Raw genomic sequence first — 20,384 nt, 5'->3', positions numbered from 1 at the left:
CGCAGCCTGTCCATCCGGGATGACAGAATTGTGCCTACGTACCTACCTCAGCCGCAGGCCGCCCGGGCCCTGGGCCACCACACCACCGATTTCCGCCGCGGCCTCGAAGCCATGGGCGCGAAACACGGCCAGCACCTCGGCCACAGAACCGGCATCGCAGGACACCAGCAGGCCGCCACTGGTCTGGGGATCGGTCAGCAGCGCGCGGTCGGTGGCCGTGAAATCCGCGGGCAGCTGCACGTCCGCGCCATAGCCGGCCCAGTTGCGCCCGGAGGCGCCCGTCACCATGCCGCGTTCGGCCAGCGCACGGGCCAGGGGCAGCAGGGGCACGCTGGCCCAGTCGATCTCGACACCGGCCTGGGCGCCGCGAGCCAGCTCCAGCGCGTGGCCGGCCAGGCCGAAACCGGTGACGTCGGTCATCGCATGGACGCCCGCCAGCGCCGCCAACTCCGGCCCCGGGGTGTTGAGCTGGGTCGTGGTGGCGATCATCTGGGCATAGCCGTCGGCGCCGAGAGCCTCCTTCTTCAAGGCCGCCGACAGCACCCCCACGCCCAGCGGCTTGCCCAGCACCAGCCGGTCGCCCGGCCGGGCGTCGGCATTGCGCTTGAYGCGCTGGGGGTGCACGACGCCCAGGGCGACCAGGCCGTAGATAGGCTCGACCGAGTCGATGGTGTGGCCACCGGCGATCGGGATGCCGGCGGCGGCGCAGACCGACTCGCCACCTGCCAGGATCTTGCCGATGACGTCGACCGGCAGCACATTGATGGGCATGCCGACCAGGGCCAGCGCCATGATGGGCTTGCCACCCATGGCATAAACGTCGCTGATGGCGTTGGTCGCCGCGATGCGGCCAAAGTCGAAGGGGTCGTCGACGATGGGCATGAAGAAGTCGGTGGTGGCGATCAGCGCGATCTCGTCGGTCAGCTGGTAGACGGCGGCGTCATCGGCGGTCTCGATGCCGACCAGCAGTTCCTTGGGCGCCGGGAAGTTGCGCACGCTCTTCAGGATCTCGCTCAGGACGCCGGGGGCGATCTTGCAGCCGCAGCCGCCGCCATGCGACAGCGAAGTCAGGCGTGGCACCGGGGGCGTGGTGGAGGTTGGGGTCATGGAAGTGGCCTAGGGCAGTGAAGCGATGCGACGGGCCAGGGCCTGGATGCCGTCATCCGACAGATCCTCGCATTGCAGGCGCTGGGCGTCAGGCAGGCCCGCCAGATGCCGCCCCTGCGAGCGGGCATACAGCGGGTCGTAGTGCCTGGCCATCAGCGCTTCGAAGAGCGGCGGCAGCTCACGCGCCAGCGCCCAGTCCTGCCACTCGGCCAGCACCTCCTTGGGCAGCAGCTCGCGCAGCGTGCCGAGCTTGTCGGCGAGGGCCTGCGGGTCGTCGCCCAGCCAGGCGTAGTCACGCAGCAGATAGTCGAGCCGGGCCGCGGGCGAGGCGTCGATCTCGACGACGGGGCTCTCGCGCAGGCGCTGCAGCAGCGGCTCGGGCACGGTGATGCGCCCGATGCGCCGGCTTTCGGCCTCGACCCAGACGCGGCGGCCCAGGTCGAAACCGGCCAGGCCCTGCATCAACTGCGTCTCGAAGCCCTTCTGCGACGGCTGCGGCCTGCCGGGCATGGCCCCGAGCACCGAACCGCGATGCGCCGCCAGGTCTTCGAGATCGAGCACCTGCTCGCCGTGCTCAGCCAGGGCCTGCAGCACGCGCGTCTTGGCGCTGCCCGTCGGGCCGCAGAGCACGCGCAGGTCGAGCTGCGGCGCGCGCAACGCAATCTGTTCGATGACATGGGCACGCCAGGCCTTGTAGCCGCCCTTGAGCTGCTGGGCGTCCCAGCCCACCAGCCGCAGCCAGTTGACGAAACTGCCGCTGCGCATGCCGCCGCGCCAGCAATAGACCAGGGGGCGCCAGTCCTTGGGCTTGTCGCGGAAGCGTTCGTCCAGGTGGCGGGCGATGTTGCGCGCCACCATGGCACCACCGATCTTGCGCGCCTCGAAGGCCGACGTCTGGACGTAGATGGTGCCGACGATGCGGCGCTCCTCGTCGTCCAGCACGGAGCAGTTGATGGCGCCGGGCAGATGGTCGAGTGCGAACTCGGCCGGGGAGCGCACATCGATGAGGACCGTGAACTCGCCCAGCTCGTTCACGGTGGTGGGCTTGTGGCTCATCGATCGTCTTGGCGCTGCTTGCTTGGCGAAGCAGTATCCGTCTTGCGCCGGGCCGTCCCGCAGGACGACCCACGATCACGCCTTACGGGTACAGACCACGCTCTTCGCGCGCCTGCAGCACTCGTGTGCAGGCCACCGTGAACGCCGCGGTGCGCAGCGGGATCTTGTGATGCTCGCCGGTTTCCCAGATGTGCTTGAAGGCGCCGATCATGATCTTGTCCAGGCGGACGTTGATCTCGTCCTCGGTCCAGAAGAAGGACGAGAAGTCCTGCACCCACTCGAAATAGGACACCGTCACGCCGCCGGCGTTGGCGATCACGTCGGGCACGACGACGATGCCGCGGTCGGCCAGCACGGCCTCGCCGTCGGGCGTGGTCGGGCCGTTGGCGCCTTCCAGCACCAGGCGGGTCTGGATGCGCTGGGCGCGCTCGGCGGTGATCTGGCCTTCCAGCGCCGCCGGGATCAGGATGTCGCTCTTGATGTCCCAGAAGTCCTCGTTGGCGATCATGTCGCCACCCTTGAAGCCGGCCACGCCGCGGGTCTGGGCCACATGATCGAGCAGGCTCTGCATGTCGAAGCCGTTGTGGTTGACGAGGGTGCCAGTGTGGTCCTGCACGCAGACGATCTTGCTGCCGTTGGCGGCAAACAGTTTGGCGGCGATGGAGCCGACATTGCCGAAGCCCTGCACGGCGATGCGGGCGCCTTCCATGTCGATGTTCAGGCGGCGCATGGCTTCACGGCCGACGACGAAGACGCCGCGGCCGGTGGCGGCCACGCGGCCCAGCGAGCCGCCCAGTTCGATGGGCTTGCCCGTGACGACGCCGGTCGCCGTGGCGCCGACGTTCATCGAATAGGTGTCCATCATCCAGGCCATGATCTTGCCGTTGGTGTTGACGTCGGGCGCGGGGATGTCCTGGTTGGGGCCGATGATGATGCCGATCTCGCTGGTGTACCGGCGCGTAACCTTTTCCAGCTCCTTCATCGACAGCAGCGCGGGGTCCAGGCGGATGCCGCCCTTGGCGCCGCCATAGGGCAGGTTGACGGCCGCGTTCTTGATCGTCATCCAGCCCGACAGGGCCATCACTTCTTCCAGCGTCACGTCCGGGTGGTAGCGCACGCCGCCCTTGCCGGGGCCGCGCGTCAGGCTGTGCTGGACGCGGTAGCCCTCGTAGTGGGCGATGGTGCCGTTGTCCAGCTCGATGGGGACGTCGACGATGAGGGCGCGCTTGGGGCGGCGCAGGGTCTCGACCCAGCGGCTGAGGTTGCCCAGATAGGGCTCCACGGCGTCGATCTGCGACAGATAGGTCCCCCACGGGCTGTTGCGCGTGGGCGAAACAAACGACAGGTTGGGCATGAAATGCTCCGTAACTTTTAGTGGGCCGAACGGTATCGCGAAGGCCCGTCTCCTCACCACGACTTGTCTAGCCAACTGCGTATGCGCCCATGCACGCAATGCATGGGACCGGTTTCCAGTGCCGGATTTCACGCCCGGCGCTTCCGGGCACGGCCGCCCCCGCCCTCCGCATACGATTGCCCCGTGACCTCCCTCGACCTCGCCCTGCTCTATCTAGTCGCCGCAGTGTTCGGCGTGGTCGTCTGCCGGTCCCTGAAGCTGCCCCCCATGCTGGGCTACCTGGCCGTCGGCGTGTTGATCGGCCCGAACGCGCTGGCCCTGGCGCACGACTCGGCCAGCATCCAGTACCTGGCGGAATTCGGCGTCGTCTTCCTGATGTTCGCCATCGGGCTGGAGTTCAACCTGCCCAAGCTGCGCGCGCTGAAGACGGCCGTCTTCGGGTTGGGCATGTTCCAGGTGGTGTTGACCATCGCCGGTGCGCTGGTCGGCAACGCGCTGCTGATGACGGGGCTGACGCTGCTGGGCCGGGCCTGGGACCTGCGCTGGGAGGGCGCGCTGATGCTGGGCGCGGCCATGGCCATGAGTTCGACGGCCATCGTCGTCAAGCTGATGGCGGAGCGGCTGGAGCTGGAGAGCCCGCACGGCAAGCTCGTCATGGGCGTGCTGCTGTTCCAGGATCTGGCCGTGGTGCCGCTGCTGGTGCTGATCCCCGCGCTGAACAGCAGCGGCGGAGCGATGGCCGAGGCGCTGGCCTGGGCCGGGCTGAAGGCCGTGGTGCTGCTGGGCCTGCTGCTCTACGGCGGCCAGAAGCTCATGCGCTGGTGGCTGACGCTGGTGGCGCGCCGCAAGAGTGACGAGCTCTTCATGCTCAACCTGCTGCTCGTCACGCTGGGCCTGGCCTGGATGACGGAGCACGCCGGCCTGAGCCTGGCGCTGGGCGCCTTCGTCGCCGGCATGCTGATCTCGGAGACCGAGTACCGCCACCAGGTGGAGACCGACATCCGGCCCTTCCACGACGTGCTGCTCGGCCTGTTCTTCATCACCATCGGCATGAAGCTCGATTGGCACCCGCTGGTGGACAGCTGGTGGCTGGTCATCCTGCTGACGGCCTTGCCGGTGCTGGCCAAGTTCGGCTTGATCGCCGGCCTGGCGCGGCTGTTCAAGTCGCCGCCGGGCGTGGCCCTGCGCACCGGCCTCTATCTGGCGCAGGCCGGCGAGTTCGGCTTCGTGCTGCTGACGCTGGGCGCCCAGCACAACCTGATCGCGCCGCAATGGATCAGCCCGGTGCTGGCGAGCATGGTGCTGTCCATGCTGATCACGCCCATCCTGGTCATGTACAGCAACCGCATCGTCATGAAGCTGTCCAGCAGCGACTGGCTGATGCAGTCGGTGCAGCTGACCACCATCGCCAAGAAGAGCATCCAGTCCGAGGCCCACGTCATCATCTGCGGCTACGGCCGTTCGGGCCAGAACCTGGCGCGGCTGCTGGAGGGCGAGCACATCCCCTATATGGCCCTGGACCTCGACCCCGACCGCGTGCGCCAGGCCGCCGCGGCCGGGCAGAGCGTCGTCTTCGGCGATGCCGCCAAGGTGCAGAGCCTGATGGCCGCCGGCCTGGCGCGGGCCAGCGCCGTCGTCGTCAGCTATCACGACACGCCGTCGGCGTTGAAGATCCTGGACCTCGTCCGCGCGCATGCGGCGCACGTGCCCGTCGTCGTGCGCACCATTGACGACACTGACCTCGAGAAGCTCAAGGCCGCCGGCGCCACCGAGGTCGTGCCCGAAGCCATCGAGGGCTCGCTGATGCTGGCTTCGCATGCGCTGGCCCTCGTCGGCGTGCCGATGCGCCGCGTCATCCGCATCACGCGCGACGCGCGCGACAAGCGCTACGGCCTGCTGCGCGGCTATTTCCATGGTGCCGATGACGACACCGTCGACGAGCTCGACCAGGCCCGCCTGTCGTCGGTGACCCTGCCCACCGCCAGCCCGCACGCCGGCAAACTGCTGGACGACCTGGCCCTGCATGCCCTCGGCGTCGCCGTGGTGTCGCTGCGGCGCGCCAACGGCAAGGGCCTGCTCGTCGACGGCGCAACGCTGGCGGGCGGCGACACCCTGGTCATCAGCGGCATGCCCGAGGGGCTGGCCCTGGCAGAGGAAAAACTGCTGGCAGGCTAGCGCGCCAGTGCCTCGATGCGACGCCGGTCCGCGACCTGCGGCAGCAGCCGGCGTGAGCCCTCGACGCTGAGGTGGCCGACATCGCGGTAATAGGCCAGGCCGTCGCTGTCCGCCGTGCGGCAGACGCCGGCGCTGCACAGCGAGGCGTCCAGCCACAGCACCGGCACATCGGCCTCGCGCTCGAAGCGCTGCAAAAGGGCAGTGACGCGCTGAGACAGTGGCGGCGCGTCGGCCAGCGAGATGCGGCAATCGGCCGGCGCGCCCAGCGTCAGCAGGCCTTGCTGGCGGCGCTCCACGCAGGCGCCGGCATCGAAGCTGCCGCGGGGCGGCGGCGACACCCAGACCAGCCGCTTGCCATGCGCGCGCAGGGCCTGCGCCAGCAGCGCCGCGGCGGCCACCAGCTCGTCCTCGGCCTGCGTGGCGGCCACCTCGCTTTCCTGTCCGCCGTCGATGCGCAGCAGATGGCCGCCGGGCGGCCCGAGGTATTGGGTCAGCAGGCTGGACAGCATCACCACGGCCGGCGCATCGGGCCGGGTCAACGCCGCCAGCACCGAGCGGTTGAAGCGCTCGCACTGCCGCGCCCAGTCACGCGTGAAGCTGGCGCCGGCCGGCGCATCGGGCCGCCAGGGCACCAGGCCGGGCAGCGGCCCGCAGGACGATTCGGTGATCTGCAGCAGGCCGGGCGCCACCGCGGCAAGACCCGGCACCAGATGCATCGCGTACGAGTCGCCCCACACCGCCCAGCCGGGCTGCGAGGCATCGCGGCACTCGGGTATATCCACCCAGTGTTCCCATTGGTCGCAGCCGGCCGAGAAGCCGTGGTTGGGGCGGCGCGCGTCCGGTTCCGCAGAGGCGGGCGCCTTCATCAGCGGCAGCAGGGCGAGCACGGCCGTGGCCAGCAGCACCCAGCCCCAGCCGCGCAGCCCGCGCGGCAGCGGCCAGCGCCGCGTTGTCTGCTCCACGCCGCGCCACAGCAGCCAGGCCAGCGGCAGCGACATGACGCCGGTGGCCGCCCGGGCCCAGGCCAGGCCGGGTGCATGGTCCCCGCCCACCCAGGCGTTGTTGACGAAGGCGATCAGCGGCCAGTGCACCAGATAGAGGGAGTAGGAGATGTCGCCCAGGCCGACGACGGGTGCCAGCGCACGTGGCGCCCTGGGCCGGCCTGCACTGAGCAACACGGCCACCGTGGCCAGGCCGATCAGCAGCGCGTTGGCACCCGGATGGCCGATGCCACCCCAGGCGGGCAGCGGCCACAGCGGCAGGGTCAGCAGCAGCAGCGTCGCGGGCCAGCGCCCGACCGAGGGCGCGCGCCAGCCCGCCGCATGCGCCCAGGCGGCCAGCGAGCCGATGCCCAGCTCCCAGGCGCGGCTCGGCAGCAGATAGAAGGCCGCGCTCGCGTCGTGCTGTTGCAAGCCCAGGCCGAGCAGCAGGCTGGCACCGGTCAGCATCACCATCAGGCCCAGGCCGCGCCGCCCGGTGCCGACGGCCAGCAGCAGCGGCGGCAGCAGCAGGTAGTACTGCTCCTCCAACGACAGCGACCAGAAATGCAGCAAGGGCTTGAGCTCGGCCGCGACATCGAAATAGCCGCTCTGCGCCCACAGCACGACATTGCTGACGAAGCCCAGTGCGCCCCAGTGCTGGCGGGCCAGGTCGGCGCCTTCCAGCGGCGCCAGCCACCAGGGGCTGCCCAGCAGGGTCAACGCCAGCACCACGTAGGCAGCCGGCAGCAGGCGACGGGCGCGGCGCGCATAGAAGACGGCCGCGCTGAAGCGGCCTGCACGCATGCCGGCCAGCACCTGGCCCGTGATCAGAAAGCCCGAGATAACGAAGAACAGGTCGACGCCCAGATAGCCGCCGGGGACGAGGCCGGGGGCGGCATGCTGCAGCAGCACCCCGGCGACGGCCAGGCCGCGCAGGGCCTGGATGTCCCAGCGGTGCAAGGCTTCGCGGTCGGCGTCGGGTGTGGGCATGGCCGGCATTGTTGTCGCCAAGGCGCCATGCCGCCTCGGCGACAAGCTGGGCGATCCGGCTGGGCCACACTGGCGCCCTGCCATCAGGAGCCGCGCCATGAACTTCGACTACAGCCCCAACGTCGCCCAGATGCGCGAGCGCCTGCTCGCCTTCTTCGACGAGCACATCTACCCGAACGAGAAGCGTTACCTCGACGAGGTGGCCGCCAACCGCCGCGCCGGCAATCCCTGGGTGCCCACCAAGGTCATCGAGGAACTCAAGCCCAAGGCACGCGCCGCCGGGCTGTGGAACCTCTTCCTGCCCAAGTCCAGCCGTGCGCCCGAGGGCCTGTCCAATCTCGAGTACGCGCCGCTGTGCGAGATCATGGGCCGCGTGTTCTGGGCGCCCGAGGTGTTCAACTGCTCGGCCCCCGACACCGGCAACATGGAGACGCTGGAGCGCTATGCGAGCGAGGGGCTGAAGGACAAGTGGCTGGAGCCGCTGCTGCGCGGCGAGATCCGCTCGGCCTTCCTGATGACCGAGCCGGCCGTGGCATCCAGCGACGCGACCAACATCGAATGCCGCATCGAGCGCGACGGTGACGACTACGTCATCAACGGCCGCAAGTGGTGGAGCTCCGGTGCCGGCGACCCGCGCTGCGCCGTCTACATCGTCATGGGCAAGACCAACGCCGAGGCCGGCCGCCACGAGCAGCAGTCCATGGTCGTCGTGCCGGCCAATGCGCCTGGCATCACGGTGCTGCGCCCGCTGTCCGTGTTCGGCTACGACGACGCGCCCCACGGCCACATGGAAGTGGAGCTGAAGAATGTGCGCGTGCCAGTGGGCAACATCCTGCTCGGCGAAGGCCGTGGCTTCGAGATCGCGCAGGGCCGCCTCGGCCCCGGCCGCATCCACCACTGCATGCGCAGCATCGGCGCGGCCGAGCGCGCGCTGCAGCTGCTGTGCGAGCGCGCCATCGCCCGCACCGCCTTCGGCAAGACGATTGCGCAGCAGACCGTCACGCAGGAGCGCATCGCGGAGTCGCGCTGCATGATCGAGCAGGCGCGCCTGCTGACGCTCAAGGCCGCCTACATGATGGACACGGTGGGCAACAAGGTCGCCAAGGCCGAGATCGCGATGATCAAGATCGTCGCGCCCAATATGGCCCTGCAGGTCATCGACTGGGCCATCCAGGTCTTCGGCGGCATGGGGGTCAGCGACGACACGCCGCTGGCCATGATGTGGGCCCACCAGCGGACGCTGCGCCTGGCCGACGGCCCGGACGAGGTGCACCGCAATTCGCTGGCCAAGCTCGAGCTGGCCAGCCACATGAAGCTGCCGGCCGACCGCGTCAGCATGCCGGTCACGCGCGGCGGCTGATCCCTCAGCGCAGCTTGACCGGCACCACCGGTTCGCGCGGCGGCAGCTTCTCCGGCGCGGGCACCGGGCTGGGTGAGTCCTCGCGCGGGCCGATGCGTGTTGATCCGGTGGCGACCTTCATGCCACCGCTTCCCGGCGGCGGCAGCCCAGCACGCCTGTCACGTGGTTCAGCACCTCGGGTGCCCAGCCCATGCCCATGTGGCTGGCCTGCACCTCGATGTCGCGGGCCAGTGGCCAGCGCCGTGCATGCGTGCAGGCCTCCCAGGCGACGACACCGTCACGGCGGCTGTAGAGCGAGATGGTGGGCACGGGCGGCGGCTCGGCGAGGCGCTCGCGCAGTGCGGCCTCGGCCGGCGCGCGTTGCCCGTTGAGCAGGCGGAACAGCCAGCCCACATTGGTGTCGTCAACGCTGCCGTTGAAGGGCGTGCCGATGGTGACGACATGGTGGACGCGGTCATGCCAGCGCTTGGCCAGCTCGCGCGCATAGAAGCCGCCCAGGCTCCAGCCCACGAAGCTGACCTCGCGTGCCGGCGCGACGCGTTCGTGCAGGGACTCGGCCAGCTTCTCCAGCCAGGCATCGACGTCACCGCGCGGGCCGGTGTTCATGCCCTGACCCCAGTCGAGGGCGCGAAAGCCGGCGCGTTCCAGGTGGCGGCGCAGCGGCCACAGCGTCAGGCCGTCGGTGCCCAGGCCGGGGAAAAGCACCACGGTATGGCCGGCGCCAACCTGCGTGGGCTGCTGGCGCCACTGCATCAGGGCTTGCCAAGCCTCCAACGTGGCGCGGGCGGGTTCGGAGGCCAGTAGTGACAGCGCCGGCCGCCGATTGGGCGCGACGACGGGCTTGGGAGTCAGGGTCACGACGGGGGTGGAGGTGGTCATGGCTGGGGTGGCGCAAGCCGTTGGGTCAGTCAATGGCCCCGATGCTGGGGCTGCGCGCCATGCGGCGGTGCCAGCGCGGCGCCAGCGCTGCTGTAGGACGGCACTGGCCGGCACAGGAAGCGGCGCTCTCCGACGCGACGGCCACGGCGCACGCAGGCACACTGCGGCGCCATGCAAGCCTTCATCAAGCCCTATCTCGCTGCCCTGCTCGTCATGGGTGTGCTGGACGCGCTCTGGCTGGGTTGGCTGGCCAAGGATTTCTACCGCCAGGAGATCGGCGCGCAGATGGCCGACCCCATCCGCTGGGCACCGGCCCTGGCCTTCTATTTCGCCTTCCCGGCCGCTCTGGTGGCCCTGGCCCTCTTCCCCGCCGGCCAGCCGCTGGGCATGCAGATCGGGCGCGCCGCCCTCGTCGGCCTGGTGGCCTATGGCGTCTACGACCTGACCAACCTCGCCACGCTGCGCCACTGGCCGCTGAAGCTCGCCATCGTGGACACGGCCTGGGGCACGTTGGCCAGCACGCTGGCCGGCGCGGCCGCGGCCTGGGTGGCGCAACGCTACTCGTAGATCAGGCCCCCGCCGGTGGCCCCGCCCGCGGCATCGTCGCCGCCGAGGATGAGGACGCGGCCATCCGCCAGGGCCGTCAGCGTGTGCCAGGCCCGCCCGGCCGGCATGGCGGCGAGAGCCTGCGCCGTGGCGTCCGGCGCATAGGCGCCGGCGGAGTGCGCGGCTGCTTCGGCGGCAGTCTGGCCGCCGAACAGCCGCACTTGCCCGTCGGGTAGCAGCAGGCTGCGCACCAGGCTGCGGGCCTGGTCCAGGCGGCCCTGCGGCACCAGCGTCTGCGTCATGGGGTCGAAGACCGGCACGGTGTCCAGCGGTGCCGGGCCGGTTTCGCTGCGCAGCTCGCCCCCCAGCACCAGCACGCGGCCGTCAGCCAGCAGGTGAGCGGCATGCATGGCGCGGCGCTCGGCGTCCAGCGGCGAGGCTACTGGCTCGAAACGCTCGGTGCGCGCGTCGAAGATCTCGGCCAGTCGCTGGTTCGTGCCCTGGTGATCGCCCCCGACGATGAGGATTCGACCGTCGGCCAGCCGCGTGGCCGTGGGGTATTCGCGGGCGTTGTGCATCGTCGCGGCAACGAGGCGGAAGCGCCGCGTGGCGGGGTCCCACAGCTCGACACTGTTGCTCTGCAGTCCGCCGACGAGCAAGACGCGGCCGTCGTCCAGGGCGACCGCCGCGTGGCGGATGCGGGGTCGCACCGTCCAGCCCGCTGGCTCGACGGCACCACTGCGCAGGTCGATGAGTTCCGCGAATCCTGCCGTGCTCAGGCCGACGAGACCCCCCACCACAAGGGCGCGATCGCCCGCCAGCGCGATGGCGGTGTGCTGGGCGCGGCCGCTGGCCATGCTGCCCATGCGGTTGAAGCTGCGCGTGGCGAGGTCAAAGCGGTCGATGGCTTCCGACATCGTCGACAGCCCGCGCGAGCCACCGATGACGACGACGCTGCCGTCCGCCGCCGGCAGCGCCGCGTGGTACTGCAGCGGCTGCGGCGTGGCGACGGCCACGTAGCGGTCGCGGTAGCGGGGCACGACGGTCAGTTCGCGGCGAGCGCTCGGCTGGCCCGGCGCCTCGACGACCAGCGTGTAGCGGCGCGGGCCGGCCAGCGCCGGCGTGGACACGGCCACGCCGCTTTGCACCCCGCCAATGTCGGGTTCGATGCGGCCCGCGCCGCCGTCGAAGCTGGCCGTGAGGCGTGCGCCTTCGCCCACGGCCACCGGGTCTGCAGCAAAGCCCTGGATGCCGGGGCCCGGCGCAGGAGCCGGCGCAGCGCCGCCGCCGCCCCCGCCGCAGGCGGACAACCCGAGGGCGGCGGCGGTCGCCAGGAAGTGGCGGCGGTTGGCAAGATCAGGCGAGGGCAGGGACATCACGGGCTCCAGGGCGGCAAAGGCGCGCATGCTGCGGGGCTCTGGTGCCGCCGTGAATTGCAGAATTGGTGATACCTTTTCGGCATGAATCCGGCCGGTCATCGCAGCATCGACATCCGCCAGCTGCGCTATTTCCTGGTCGTGGCCGAGGAACTCAACTTCCGCCGCGCCGCCGAGCGACTGCACCTGACGCAGCCGCCGCTTTCTCGCCAGATCGCCGCGCTGGAGCAGGCCCTGGGCGTGGCCCTGCTGGACCGGGCGGGGCCCGGCACGCGGCTGACGCCGGCCGGTGAGCAGGCGCGAGGCGCCTTCGAGCAGGCGGTGCGTGCCTTCGACGAGGCGCTGGCCCGGGTCGCTGCGCAAGCCAGCGAGCTGCGCCAGCGCCTGCGCCTGGGCCTGCCCTGGTGGATGGACATGAGCGCCTTCGCCACGCTGGACCGCGGCTGGCGCGAAGCCACCGGGCTGGCGCCGCTGGAGCCGCAGCTGGAGATCGGCCCCGAGCTGCTGGCCGGCCTCCTGAGGCGGACTCTGGACGCCGCGCTGATCGCGATGCCGCACGACCTGAAGGGCCTGGGCCATATCGAGGTCGCGCGGCTGCGGCATGTGGCCGTCGTGCCGGCCGACAGTCCGCTGGCGCGCAGGCGGGCGCTGCGCCTGGCGGACCTGCAGGACGGCCCCGTCTTCCTGCGCTTTGCCAAACGCGTCAATCCGGCGCTGTGGATGCATTACCAACGCCAGTACGACGCCCTGGGTTTCAAGCCTGCCCGCGAAGCGAACGCGCCCGGCACCTCGGCCACCATCGCGCAGATTGCCGCCGGCCGCGGCTGCACGCTGCTGCCGACGGCGCTGGCCCGGCAGCGCTATCCGGGCGTGGCCTACCGCCGCCTGCTCGACGAGGTCAGCGTGGACCTGCACCTGGTCTTCAGCGAAACGCTGGAGCCTGCCCTCGTTCAAGCGCTGACGGCGCAACGCGATCTTTTTCGGGTCGCCATCGACTGACCGGCGCCGCAGGCGACGCCACAATGCTGTCATGGCCAAGCCCGCACCCAAGCTCAACCCGGAAGAAGTCAAGCGCGTCATCGCCACCGCCTTCGAGGACGCGCCGCCGTACAACAAGGTGTTGCTGACGCATGGCATCGGCCATGGCGAGCTGGTGGCCCTGCTCAAGCGCGAGCTGACGCCGTCGGCCTACAAGCTCTGGGCCGCGCGTGGCAAGGCGAGCAAGGGCCCCACCAAGAAGGCGACCTGGCCCCATGGTCGCTGACGTGAAGCTGGACCGCCGCGCCATCCTCGGGCTGCTGGCTGCCCTGGCCGCCTGCAGCGATCCGGATGCCCGCATTCGCAACCGCATCGACACCGGCTGGCACCGCGACGACCTCGAGGCCCTGCTGCTGAACTGGCACGGCCATGCGCTGCGGCCCGACGGCAGCTTCCAGCTGGCCTTCGACCGCAGCTGGAAGGCCTTGCCCCAGCCCGAGCTCGAGCTGACCGGTCAGGCCCGCCTCGTCTACGCCTTCGCGGCCGCCCACGAGTTCATCCCGGATGCGGGTTATCTCAAGGTGGCGCGGCGTGGCGCCGACTACCTGCTGCAGCGCTTTCGCGACCCCGTGCATGGCGGCTTCTTCCACACCGTCGGGTCCGACGGCGCTCCGAAGGCGACCGTCAAGCGAGCCTATGGCCATGCCTTCGCGCTGCTGGCCCTGTCCGAGATCTACCGCATCGGCGGCGACGTGCGCTACCGCGACGCGGCCCTGCAGGCCTGGCGCGAGATCGACGCCGGCTTCAGCGATCCGGCCGGCGGCCTGTACAACGAATGCGAGCGCGACTTCAAGCCCATCCCCGGCGGGCGCACGCAGAACCCGGTCATGCACATGTTCGAGGCCCTGCTCGCGCTGCGCGAGGCCAGCGGCGACAGGATGGCCGAGGCTGGCGCGCGGCGCCTGGGCGATTTCGTCGCCTACAAGCTGCTGCAGGGCCAGGCGGAGGGCAGCGCCCACATCCCCGAGTGGTACGACGAGAACTGGAAGCCGCTGCCCACCCGGGAAGCCGGCGGCTATATCGACATCGGCCACCAGTTCGAGTGGAGCCATCTGCTGACGACGGGCGCCGTGGTCTCGCCCATCTACGCCCAGGTGTCCGAACGCGTGCTCGCCTATGTGCTGGCCACGGGCTATGACGAGATCGACGGCGGCTGCGGCCGGAAGGCCTTTCCGGACGGTGGCAAGGCGGATGCGAGCAAGGGCTGGTGGCAGCAGGCGGAATGCCTGCACGGCCTGCTTGTCGCGGCCCAGGCGACGGCCCGCAACGACCTGTGGCGGCGCTATGAGCAGACGCAGGGGCTGATCAAGAGCCAGCTCGTCGACGCCGAGCATGGCGGCTGGCGCATGGCCGACGCCCTGCCCTGCAAGAGCGGCGGTTGCCGCGATGTGCAGCCCGACCCGTATCACATCGTGCGCCTGCACCAGGCCGCGCTCAAGGTCGCCAGCTGACGGCCTGCCAAAGGCGGGACATCACACGCTGTTGCTCCAGCTCGACAGCGGCCTCGGCCTGAGCACCTTATCCTTCGCGGCGGCGCGCCCAAGCGCCGGGCCACGCCCTGGGAAGGCTAGTGGCTAACCCGGACACGCGATGCGAAAACCAGCATCGAGAAGTCCAAAAATGTGATTAGTCGCGAATCGGTCGGCCCCATAGCATGAATTCAGACCCGAGCCCAACCGGCCCCTCAGAGGCTGAAGACGCTGACAGGGTTGGACAGCCTACCCATAACGATTCCCGGAGACACGATGAAGAACCAAGGCCTGGCGCCGCTGCATGCGCGTGCCCATTTCCAGAAGATTCCGAGCTTTGCCCTCAGCCTGACCGCCGCCGCCGCGCTGGCCGCCCTGTCCGCCACCGCCGGGGCCCAGGAAGCCGCCAAGGCCGAGTCGTTGGAGACGGTGACGATCACCGGTGTCCGGGCTTCGCTGACCAAGAGCCTGGCGAACAAGCGCACCAACGACCAGGTAGTGGAATCGGTCGTTGCCGAAGACATCGGCAAGCTGCCCGACAACAACGTCGTCGAAGCGCTGCAGCGCGTGACGGGCATCCAGGTCACCAACCGCGCCGGCGGCGAAGTCGGTACCCTTTCCATCCGCGGTCTGCCTGACATTGCCACCACCTGGAACGGCCGCAACATCTTCACCGCCTCCGGCACGCAGGTGGCGCTGCAGGACATTCCCTCGACCCTGGTTCGCCAGATCGACGTCTACAAGACGCGCGACGCCGGCCAGCTCGAAAACGGCATCGCCGGCCAGATCGACGTCAAGTCGCTGCGCCCCTTCGATTTCAAGGGCGCGAAGCTGTCGCTGCTGGCGCGTGAAACCTATCTCGACCCCGCAGAAAAGTGGAATCCGCAGCTGAGCGCCCTGGCCAGCAACCGCTGGAAGACCGACGCCGGTGATTTCGGTGCGCTGGTCAATCTGTCGATGGTCAAGACGAACTACCGCAACGAGAGCGTGACCCCCGGGGCCATGGTGCCCTTCACCAGCCCCAATGCCGCTGAAGTCCCGGCTGGCTATACGCCGTTGCAGCGCATCTTCGACAACAACATCTGGACGGCTGGCACCTACACCGGCTTGCCGCAGCAGGCGGGTTCGACGCTGAACTTCAACGGCACTGCACGCCCTTACTACCTTGCGCGTGACGCCGTTTTCCAGAGCGACGTTGAAGGCGAGCGCAAGCGCCCGGCCGCGAACATCGCCCTGCAGTGGCAACCGAACGCAGATGCCGTCTACACGTTTGAAACGATGTACAACGGTTATCGCGACAAGTCTTTCAACAGGCTGCTGTTCAGCTTCGTGGACTGGTGGGGCAGTCTCGGCAGCAACCCCGCGAGCACGATCACGACATTCCCGGGCACCAACGTCATCAAGACGCGGACCGTCAATGACGTCTATGGCTTCAACAGCGGCGACTACACCACCTCGGCCACCGATTCCCGAATCTATGCCCTGAACGGCAAGTGGAATCTCGGTGACCGGCTGAAGCTGGACGGCGATGTTTCGTACCAGACCAGCAAATACCACTCGGAATTCACCGCGACCCGCATTGATCGCGTCGCGCCGTCCATCACGGTCGATTTCAATGCCGGCGGCGGCAACACGGCGTTCAAGTTCAACAACAACGCCGACCTGGCGGACCCCACCAAGTGGAACGTGGCGCAGTTCTACGACAACGCCAACCGCAACGAGGGCAGCGCCGCGACGGCCAGCCTGTCGGGCGCCTACGACGCCGACTGGGGTCCGCTGAAGACGCTGAATTTCGGCGTGCGCGTCGACAGCCGCAAGGCGTCGGAGGCGAACCGGACGCAATCGGCCTTCCTGGGCCGCAACCTGGCCTCGCTGGGTGCGAATTACTACCACGTCAATTCGAACTTCGGCACGGACATTTCAGACGTTCCGCGCTCCTGGATCGAGCCGAATGCGTACTACATTCGCGACAACATCGACGCGTGGCGCAAGCTCTACAACTCGGTCGATGCGAATTTCCAGACGACCGACAAGCTGAGCCTGCAGAAGACCTTCGACGTCAAGGAAGACACCACCAACCTCTTCCTGATGGCGGACACCGAAAGCCAGTTGTTCGGCCGCCCTCTGCGCGCCAATTTCGGCGTGCGCTATGTGCAGGTCGACACCAGCATGACGGCCTACGCCGTCAACGCCACCACCAAGGTGGTGACGCCGACGAACGGCGAGAAGACGGCCAAGAAGTTCCTGCCCAGCCTGACGCTGCGTTACGAGCCGGTCAAGGACGTGCTGGTGCGCTTCAACTACGGTGAAACGCTGCGCCGGCCGGGCTTCGGCGATCTCAACCCGGTGCTGCAACTCAGCGACGACGTCTCGCGGGTCGGCTACGGCGGYGGTGGCGGCGGCAATCCCGGCCTGGAGCCGACGCGCTCCAAGAACCTCGACCTGACGGGTGAGTGGTATTTCCAGAAGGACAGCGCGCTTTACGGCACCTTGTTCCAACGCAAGATCGATGGCTTGGTCGTGCCCCTGCGTCGCCGCATTCACGTCGACCCGGCCAACGACCCGTTCCGCAACTCGACCTCCGGCGGCGACCACACCAATGGCTACGACTACGTCATCAGCTCGCCGGTCAATGCGTCCAACGGCAAGATCAGTGGCCTCGAACTGGGCACCATCTACTTCCCGAAAGGCTTGCCGGGCCTGCTGGATGGCCTGGGCTTCCAGGGCAGCGTGACGCGCCTGACCTCGTCGCAGAACGTGCCGACCGCCAACAGCGCCGGCCAGATCGTCTCGCAACTGGAGACGCCCTTCTTCGGCGTGTCCAAGCTGTCGTGGAATGCCACGCTGGCCTACGAGAAAGGCCCGATCGGCGCCCGCCTGTCCTATGTCCGTCGCTCGGCCTTCCTGGCCGCCAACGAAGCCGCGCTGTTCGCCAACCCGATCGGCATCTGGCGCCAGCCGGAAAAGAGCGTGGACCTCCAGCTGACCTACAACATCAACGATCGCATGGCGCTGGACATCAGCGGCGTCAACCTGACGAACGAGATGCAGCAGCAGTACTACCACTTTGGCGAAGCCGGCAATCCGGAGTTGACCAATTTCGGCACGGTCCAGACCGGCCGCGCGATCTCGGTCGGTTTCCGCTGGAAGCTTTAAGTCGAGCCTTTGCTCGCAGGGCGTTGCAGGGGCCTCCCCGGCAACGCCCTTTTTCTATCTGGCAGTCCTCATGTCCGACCTGATTGAGCCGCTGATCCGCCAGCGCGCCGACCCCCACATCAGCCGCCACGCCGACGGCTATTACTACTTCACCGCCTCGGTGCCGCAGTACGACCGCATCGAGGTGAGGCGGGCGACGACCATCGAGGGCCTGGTGAATGCGCCGGTCTTCGATGTCTGGCACAAGCCCGACACGGGGCCCTACTCCGAGCTGATCTGGGCGCCCGAGCTGCATTTCAACGACGGTGCCTGGTATGTCTACTTCGCCGCGGCGCACACCCGTGCGCTGGATCACCTCGGCATGTTCCAGCACCGGATGTACGCGATCCGGAACACCGCCAAGGATCCTTTGGGCGGCGAATGGGAGTTCCTTGGCCAGGTCGATACCGGCATCGACAGCTTCTGCCTGGACGCGACCACCTTCAGCCACCGCGGCCAGCTCTACTACCTGTGGGCGCAGAAGGACCCGGCCATCCCGGGCAACTCCAATCTCTACATTGCGCCGATGAAGACGCCCTGGCAGCTTGGCGGCGCGCCGGTGCTGCTGAGCCGCCCCGAGTACGACTGGGAATGCCGCGGCTTCCTCGTCAACGAGGGGCCGTCGGTGCTGCAGCGCAACGGCCGCGTCTTCATCAGCTACTCGGCCAGCGCGACGGACGAGAACTACGCCATGGGCCTGCTGTGGGCCGACGAGGGCGCCGATCTGCTGGACCCGACGAGCTGGCGCAAATCCGTCCAGCCCGTCATGCGCAGCGCGGCCGAGGACAGCGTCTTCGGCCCCGGCCACAACAGCTTCACCGTGACCGACAAGCCGGACGAGGTGCTGCTGGTCTATCACGCCCGCACCTATACGGAGATCGTCGGCGACCCGCTCTGGAACCCCGATCGACACACTTTCGTGAAGCCGCTGCGCTGGTCGGCCGACGGCATGCCGGTGTTCGGCAAGCCCTCCCGGCGCGGTTGATGCCAGTTTCGGTATCGGTACGCCGAGTTATTTGATTGGATTGCGTATCGCCCCCCTCCTAGCATCGTTTCCATACGGCAAACCTGCTTGCCGCCAGAACGACCTCCGAGACAAGACATGACGACTGACGACAAGAAGAGCAAGGTCAAGCTGCGCTCCGCCGAGTGGTTCGGTACCCAGGACAAGAACGGTTTCATGTACCGCTCCTGGATGAAGAACCAGGGCATCCCCGACCATGAGTTCAACGGCAAGCCCATCATCGGCATCTGCAACACCTGGAGCGAGCTGACGCCCTGCAACGCCCACTTCAGAAAGCTGGCCGAGCATGTCAAGCGCGGCATCATCGAAGCGGGCGGTTGGCCGGTCGAGTTCCCGGTGTTCTCCAGCGGTGAGAGCAATCTGCGCCCTACGGCCATGCTGACGCGCAACCTCGCCAGCATGGACGTCGAGGAGTCGATCCGCGGCAACCCAATGGATGCCGTCGTGCTGCTGGTGGGTTGCGACAAGACCACGCCCGCCCTGCTGATGGGCGCGGCCAGCGTCGACGTGCCGGCCATCGTCGTCACCGGCGGCCCGATGCTGAACGGCAAGCTCAAGGGCAAGAACATCGGCTCGGGCACGGCCGTGTGGCAGCTGCACGAGCAGGTCAAGGCCGGCGAGATCAGCATGCATGACTTCATGGCCGCCGAGGCCGGCCACTCGCGCTCGGCCGGCACCTGCAACACCATGGGCACGGCCAGCACCATGGCCTGCATGGCCGAGGCGCTGGGCACCTCGCTGCCGCACAACGCCGCCATCCCCGCCGTCGATGCGCGCCGTTATGTGCTGGCCCATCTGTCCGGCATGCGCATCGTCGAGATGGTGTGGGAGCAGCTGACGCTGTCCAAGGTGCTGACCAAGGAAGCCTTCGAGAACGCCATCCGCGTCAACGCCGCCATCGGCGGCTCCACCAACGCCGTCATCCACCTGAAGGCCATTGCCGGCCGCATCGGCGTGGACCTGGAGCTGGAAGACTGGACCCGCATCGGCCGCGGCACGCCCACCGTCGTGGACCTGCTGCCCTCGGGCCGCTACCTGATGGAAGAGTTCTATTACGCCGGCGGCCTGCCCGCCGTGCTGCGCCGCCTGGGCGAGGCCGACCTGCTGCCGCACAAGGACGCGCTGACCGTCAACGGCAAGAGCCTGTGGGCCAACGTCGTCGACGCGCCCATCTATGACGACGAAGTCATCCGCAAGCTCGACAACCCGCTCATCAAGGACGGCGGCATCTGCATCCTGCGCGGCAATCTCGCGCCGCGCGGTGCCGTGCTCAAGCCCTCGGCCGCCACGCCCGAGCTGATGAAGCACCGCGGCCGCGCCGTCGTCTTCGAGGACTTCGAGGACTACAAGGCCCGCATCGTCGACCCCGACCTGGCGGTGGACGCGACGTCCATCCTCGTCATGAAGAACTGCGGCCCCAAGGGCTACCCCGGCATGGCCGAGGTCGGCAATATGGGCCTGCCGCCCAAGCTGCTCGCCGCCGGCGTGAAGGACATGGTGCGCATCTCCGACGCGCGCATGAGCGGCACTGCCTACGGCACCGTCGTGCTGCATGTGGCACCCGAGGCGCGCGCCGGCGGGCCGCTGGCCGTCGTCCAGGAAGGTGACTTCATCGAGCTGGACTGCGCTGCCGGCCGCCTGCACCTGGACGTGCCCGAGGAAGAGCTCAAGCAGCGCCTCGAAGCCTGGGCTGCCGCCCAGACCGTGGACCCGCAGGACGCCAGCGGCTATCGCCAGCTCTATGTGCAGCATGTGCTGCAGGCCGACGAAGGCTGCGACTTCGACTTCCTGCGCGGCAAGCGCGGCTCCGCCGTCCCGCGCCACTCTCACTGAGG

15 protein-coding genes are annotated in these 20,384 nt (G+C 68.8%); 9 read left to right on the top strand and 6 right to left on the bottom strand.

The annotated features are described in order from the left end of the window. Window positions 1-42: 42 nt before the first annotated feature. The 3 genes from selD to AC1D2H_RS06195 form a co-directional block, all read right to left on the bottom strand. On the bottom strand, window positions 43-1,107 hold the full coding sequence (gene selD, locus AC1D2H_RS06205) for a selenide, water dikinase SelD (protein WP_478010294.1): 1,065 nt from the start codon (window positions 1,105-1,107) through the stop codon (window positions 43-45). A gap of 9 nt (window positions 1,108-1,116) precedes the next feature. Continuing rightward, window positions 1,117-2,163 (bottom strand): tRNA 2-selenouridine(34) synthase MnmH, encoded by a 1,047-nt coding sequence (mnmH, locus tag AC1D2H_RS06200; protein WP_478010293.1) that lies wholly within the window; start codon window positions 2,161-2,163, stop codon window positions 1,117-1,119. An 82-nt stretch (window positions 2,164-2,245) separates the two neighbouring features. Beyond that, window positions 2,246-3,517 carry a Glu/Leu/Phe/Val family dehydrogenase gene (locus AC1D2H_RS06195; protein WP_478010292.1) on the bottom strand — a complete coding sequence of 424 codons (1,272 nt, stop codon included), beginning with the start codon at window positions 3,515-3,517 and terminating at the stop codon, window positions 2,246-2,248. 183 nt (window positions 3,518-3,700) lie between these two features. Between AC1D2H_RS06195 and AC1D2H_RS06190 the strand changes: the two genes are divergently transcribed. Further along, window positions 3,701-5,692, top strand: a complete 1,992-nt coding sequence (locus tag AC1D2H_RS06190) for a cation:proton antiporter domain-containing protein (protein WP_477929004.1) — start codon at window positions 3,701-3,703, stop codon at window positions 5,690-5,692. Here the strand turns inward: AC1D2H_RS06190 and AC1D2H_RS06185 are convergent. Continuing rightward, a complete protein-coding gene (locus AC1D2H_RS06185) occupies window positions 5,689-7,662 on the bottom strand; it encodes an acyltransferase family protein (RefSeq protein WP_478010291.1) in 1,974 nt (657 codons plus the stop codon). The two genes, AC1D2H_RS06190 and AC1D2H_RS06185, sit on opposite strands and share 4 nt — an antisense overlap. Window positions 7,663-7,759: 97 nt before the next feature. Here AC1D2H_RS06185 and AC1D2H_RS06180 point away from each other — a divergent pair, with 97 nt between their 5' ends. After that, the gene (locus AC1D2H_RS06180) at window positions 7,760-9,022 is read left to right on the top strand and encodes an acyl-CoA dehydrogenase family protein (RefSeq protein WP_478010290.1); all 1,263 of its coding nucleotides are present in this window, start codon (window positions 7,760-7,762) and stop codon (window positions 9,020-9,022) included. A 117-nt stretch (window positions 9,023-9,139) separates the two neighbouring features. On the opposite strand, the gene AC1D2H_RS06175 is transcribed toward AC1D2H_RS06180, so the two are convergent. Beyond that, entirely contained in the window at window positions 9,140-9,901 is a 762-nt protein-coding gene (locus tag AC1D2H_RS06175) for an esterase/lipase family protein (RefSeq protein WP_478010289.1), read from the bottom strand. Between the two features lie 171 nt (window positions 9,902-10,072). Between AC1D2H_RS06175 and AC1D2H_RS06170 the strand changes: the two genes are divergently transcribed. Beyond that, the gene (locus AC1D2H_RS06170) at window positions 10,073-10,468 is read left to right on the top strand and encodes a DUF2177 family protein (protein WP_478010288.1); all 396 of its coding nucleotides are present in this window, start codon (window positions 10,073-10,075) and stop codon (window positions 10,466-10,468) included. On the opposite strand, the gene AC1D2H_RS06165 is transcribed toward AC1D2H_RS06170, so the two are convergent. Then, complete coding sequence (locus tag AC1D2H_RS06165) at window positions 10,459-11,823, bottom strand: Kelch repeat-containing protein (protein ID WP_478010287.1); 1,365 nt, start codon at window positions 11,821-11,823, stop codon at window positions 10,459-10,461. The genes AC1D2H_RS06170 and AC1D2H_RS06165 overlap by 10 nt on opposite strands. An 84-nt stretch (window positions 11,824-11,907) precedes the next feature. Here AC1D2H_RS06165 and AC1D2H_RS06160 point away from each other — a divergent pair, with 84 nt between their 5' ends. The 6 genes from AC1D2H_RS06160 (at window position 11,908) to AC1D2H_RS06135 (ending at window position 20,382) form a co-directional block, all read left to right on the top strand. Next, complete coding sequence (locus AC1D2H_RS06160) at window positions 11,908-12,822, top strand: LysR family transcriptional regulator (protein ID WP_478010286.1); 915 nt, start codon at window positions 11,908-11,910, stop codon at window positions 12,820-12,822. Window positions 12,823-12,853: 31 nt separating this feature from the next. After that, window positions 12,854-13,087 carry a DUF2805 domain-containing protein gene (locus AC1D2H_RS06155; protein WP_477928993.1) on the top strand — a complete coding sequence of 78 codons (234 nt, stop codon included), beginning with the start codon at window positions 12,854-12,856 and terminating at the stop codon, window positions 13,085-13,087. Then, window positions 13,077-14,312, top strand: coding sequence for an AGE family epimerase/isomerase (locus AC1D2H_RS06150; RefSeq protein ID WP_478010285.1), 1,236 nt, complete (start codon window positions 13,077-13,079; stop codon window positions 14,310-14,312). Before AC1D2H_RS06155 ends, AC1D2H_RS06150 begins: the two co-directional genes overlap by 11 nt. Window positions 14,313-14,606: 294 nt before the next feature. Next, window positions 14,607-17,486: a TonB-dependent receptor gene (locus tag AC1D2H_RS06145; protein ID WP_478010284.1), complete on the top strand. Its 2,880-nt coding sequence runs from the start codon at window positions 14,607-14,609 to the stop codon at window positions 17,484-17,486. Between the two features lie 70 nt (window positions 17,487-17,556). Next, complete coding sequence (locus AC1D2H_RS06140; RefSeq protein ID WP_478010283.1) at window positions 17,557-18,510, top strand: glycoside hydrolase family 43 protein; 954 nt, start codon at window positions 17,557-17,559, stop codon at window positions 18,508-18,510. Window positions 18,511-18,627: 117 nt separating this feature from the next. Then, window positions 18,628-20,382, top strand: a complete 1,755-nt coding sequence (locus AC1D2H_RS06135) for an IlvD/Edd family dehydratase (RefSeq protein WP_477928986.1) — start codon at window positions 18,628-18,630, stop codon at window positions 20,380-20,382. The last annotated feature ends 2 nt before the right edge of the window (window positions 20,383-20,384 follow it).

The sequence above is a fragment of the Roseateles sp. P1_C1_2 genome (genome assembly GCF_056406535.1).
This window is presented reverse-complemented; position numbering and strand designations above follow the sequence as displayed.

Bases quoted from the DNA above. Each gene is read 5' to 3' on its own strand.
- mnmH (WP_478010293.1), bottom strand. From the start codon at position 2,163: ATGAGCCACAAGCCCACCACCGTGAACGAGCTGGGCGAGTTCACGGTC.
- AC1D2H_RS06195 (WP_478010292.1), bottom strand. From the start codon at position 3,517: ATGCCCAACCTGTCGTTTGTTTCGCCCACGCGCAACAGCCCGTGGGGG.
- AC1D2H_RS06185 (WP_478010291.1), bottom strand. From the start codon at position 7,662: ATGCCCACACCCGACGCCGACCGCGAAGCCTTGCACCGCTGGGACATC.
- AC1D2H_RS06180 (WP_478010290.1), top strand. From the start codon at position 7,760: ATGAACTTCGACTACAGCCCCAACGTCGCCCAGATGCGCGAGCGCCTG.
- AC1D2H_RS06175 (WP_478010289.1), bottom strand. From the start codon at position 9,901: ATGACCACCTCCACCCCCGTCGTGACCCTGACTCCCAAGCCCGTCGTC.
- AC1D2H_RS06170 (WP_478010288.1), top strand. From the start codon at position 10,073: ATGCAAGCCTTCATCAAGCCCTATCTCGCTGCCCTGCTCGTCATGGGT.
- AC1D2H_RS06165 (WP_478010287.1), bottom strand. From the start codon at position 11,823: ATGTCCCTGCCCTCGCCTGATCTTGCCAACCGCCGCCACTTCCTGGCG.
- AC1D2H_RS06160 (WP_478010286.1), top strand. From the start codon at position 11,908: ATGAATCCGGCCGGTCATCGCAGCATCGACATCCGCCAGCTGCGCTAT.
- AC1D2H_RS06155 (WP_477928993.1), top strand. From the start codon at position 12,854: ATGGCCAAGCCCGCACCCAAGCTCAACCCGGAAGAAGTCAAGCGCGTC.
- AC1D2H_RS06150 (WP_478010285.1), top strand. From the start codon at position 13,077: ATGGTCGCTGACGTGAAGCTGGACCGCCGCGCCATCCTCGGGCTGCTG.
- AC1D2H_RS06140 (WP_478010283.1), top strand. From the start codon at position 17,557: ATGTCCGACCTGATTGAGCCGCTGATCCGCCAGCGCGCCGACCCCCAC.
- AC1D2H_RS06135 (WP_477928986.1), top strand. From the start codon at position 18,628: ATGACGACTGACGACAAGAAGAGCAAGGTCAAGCTGCGCTCCGCCGAG.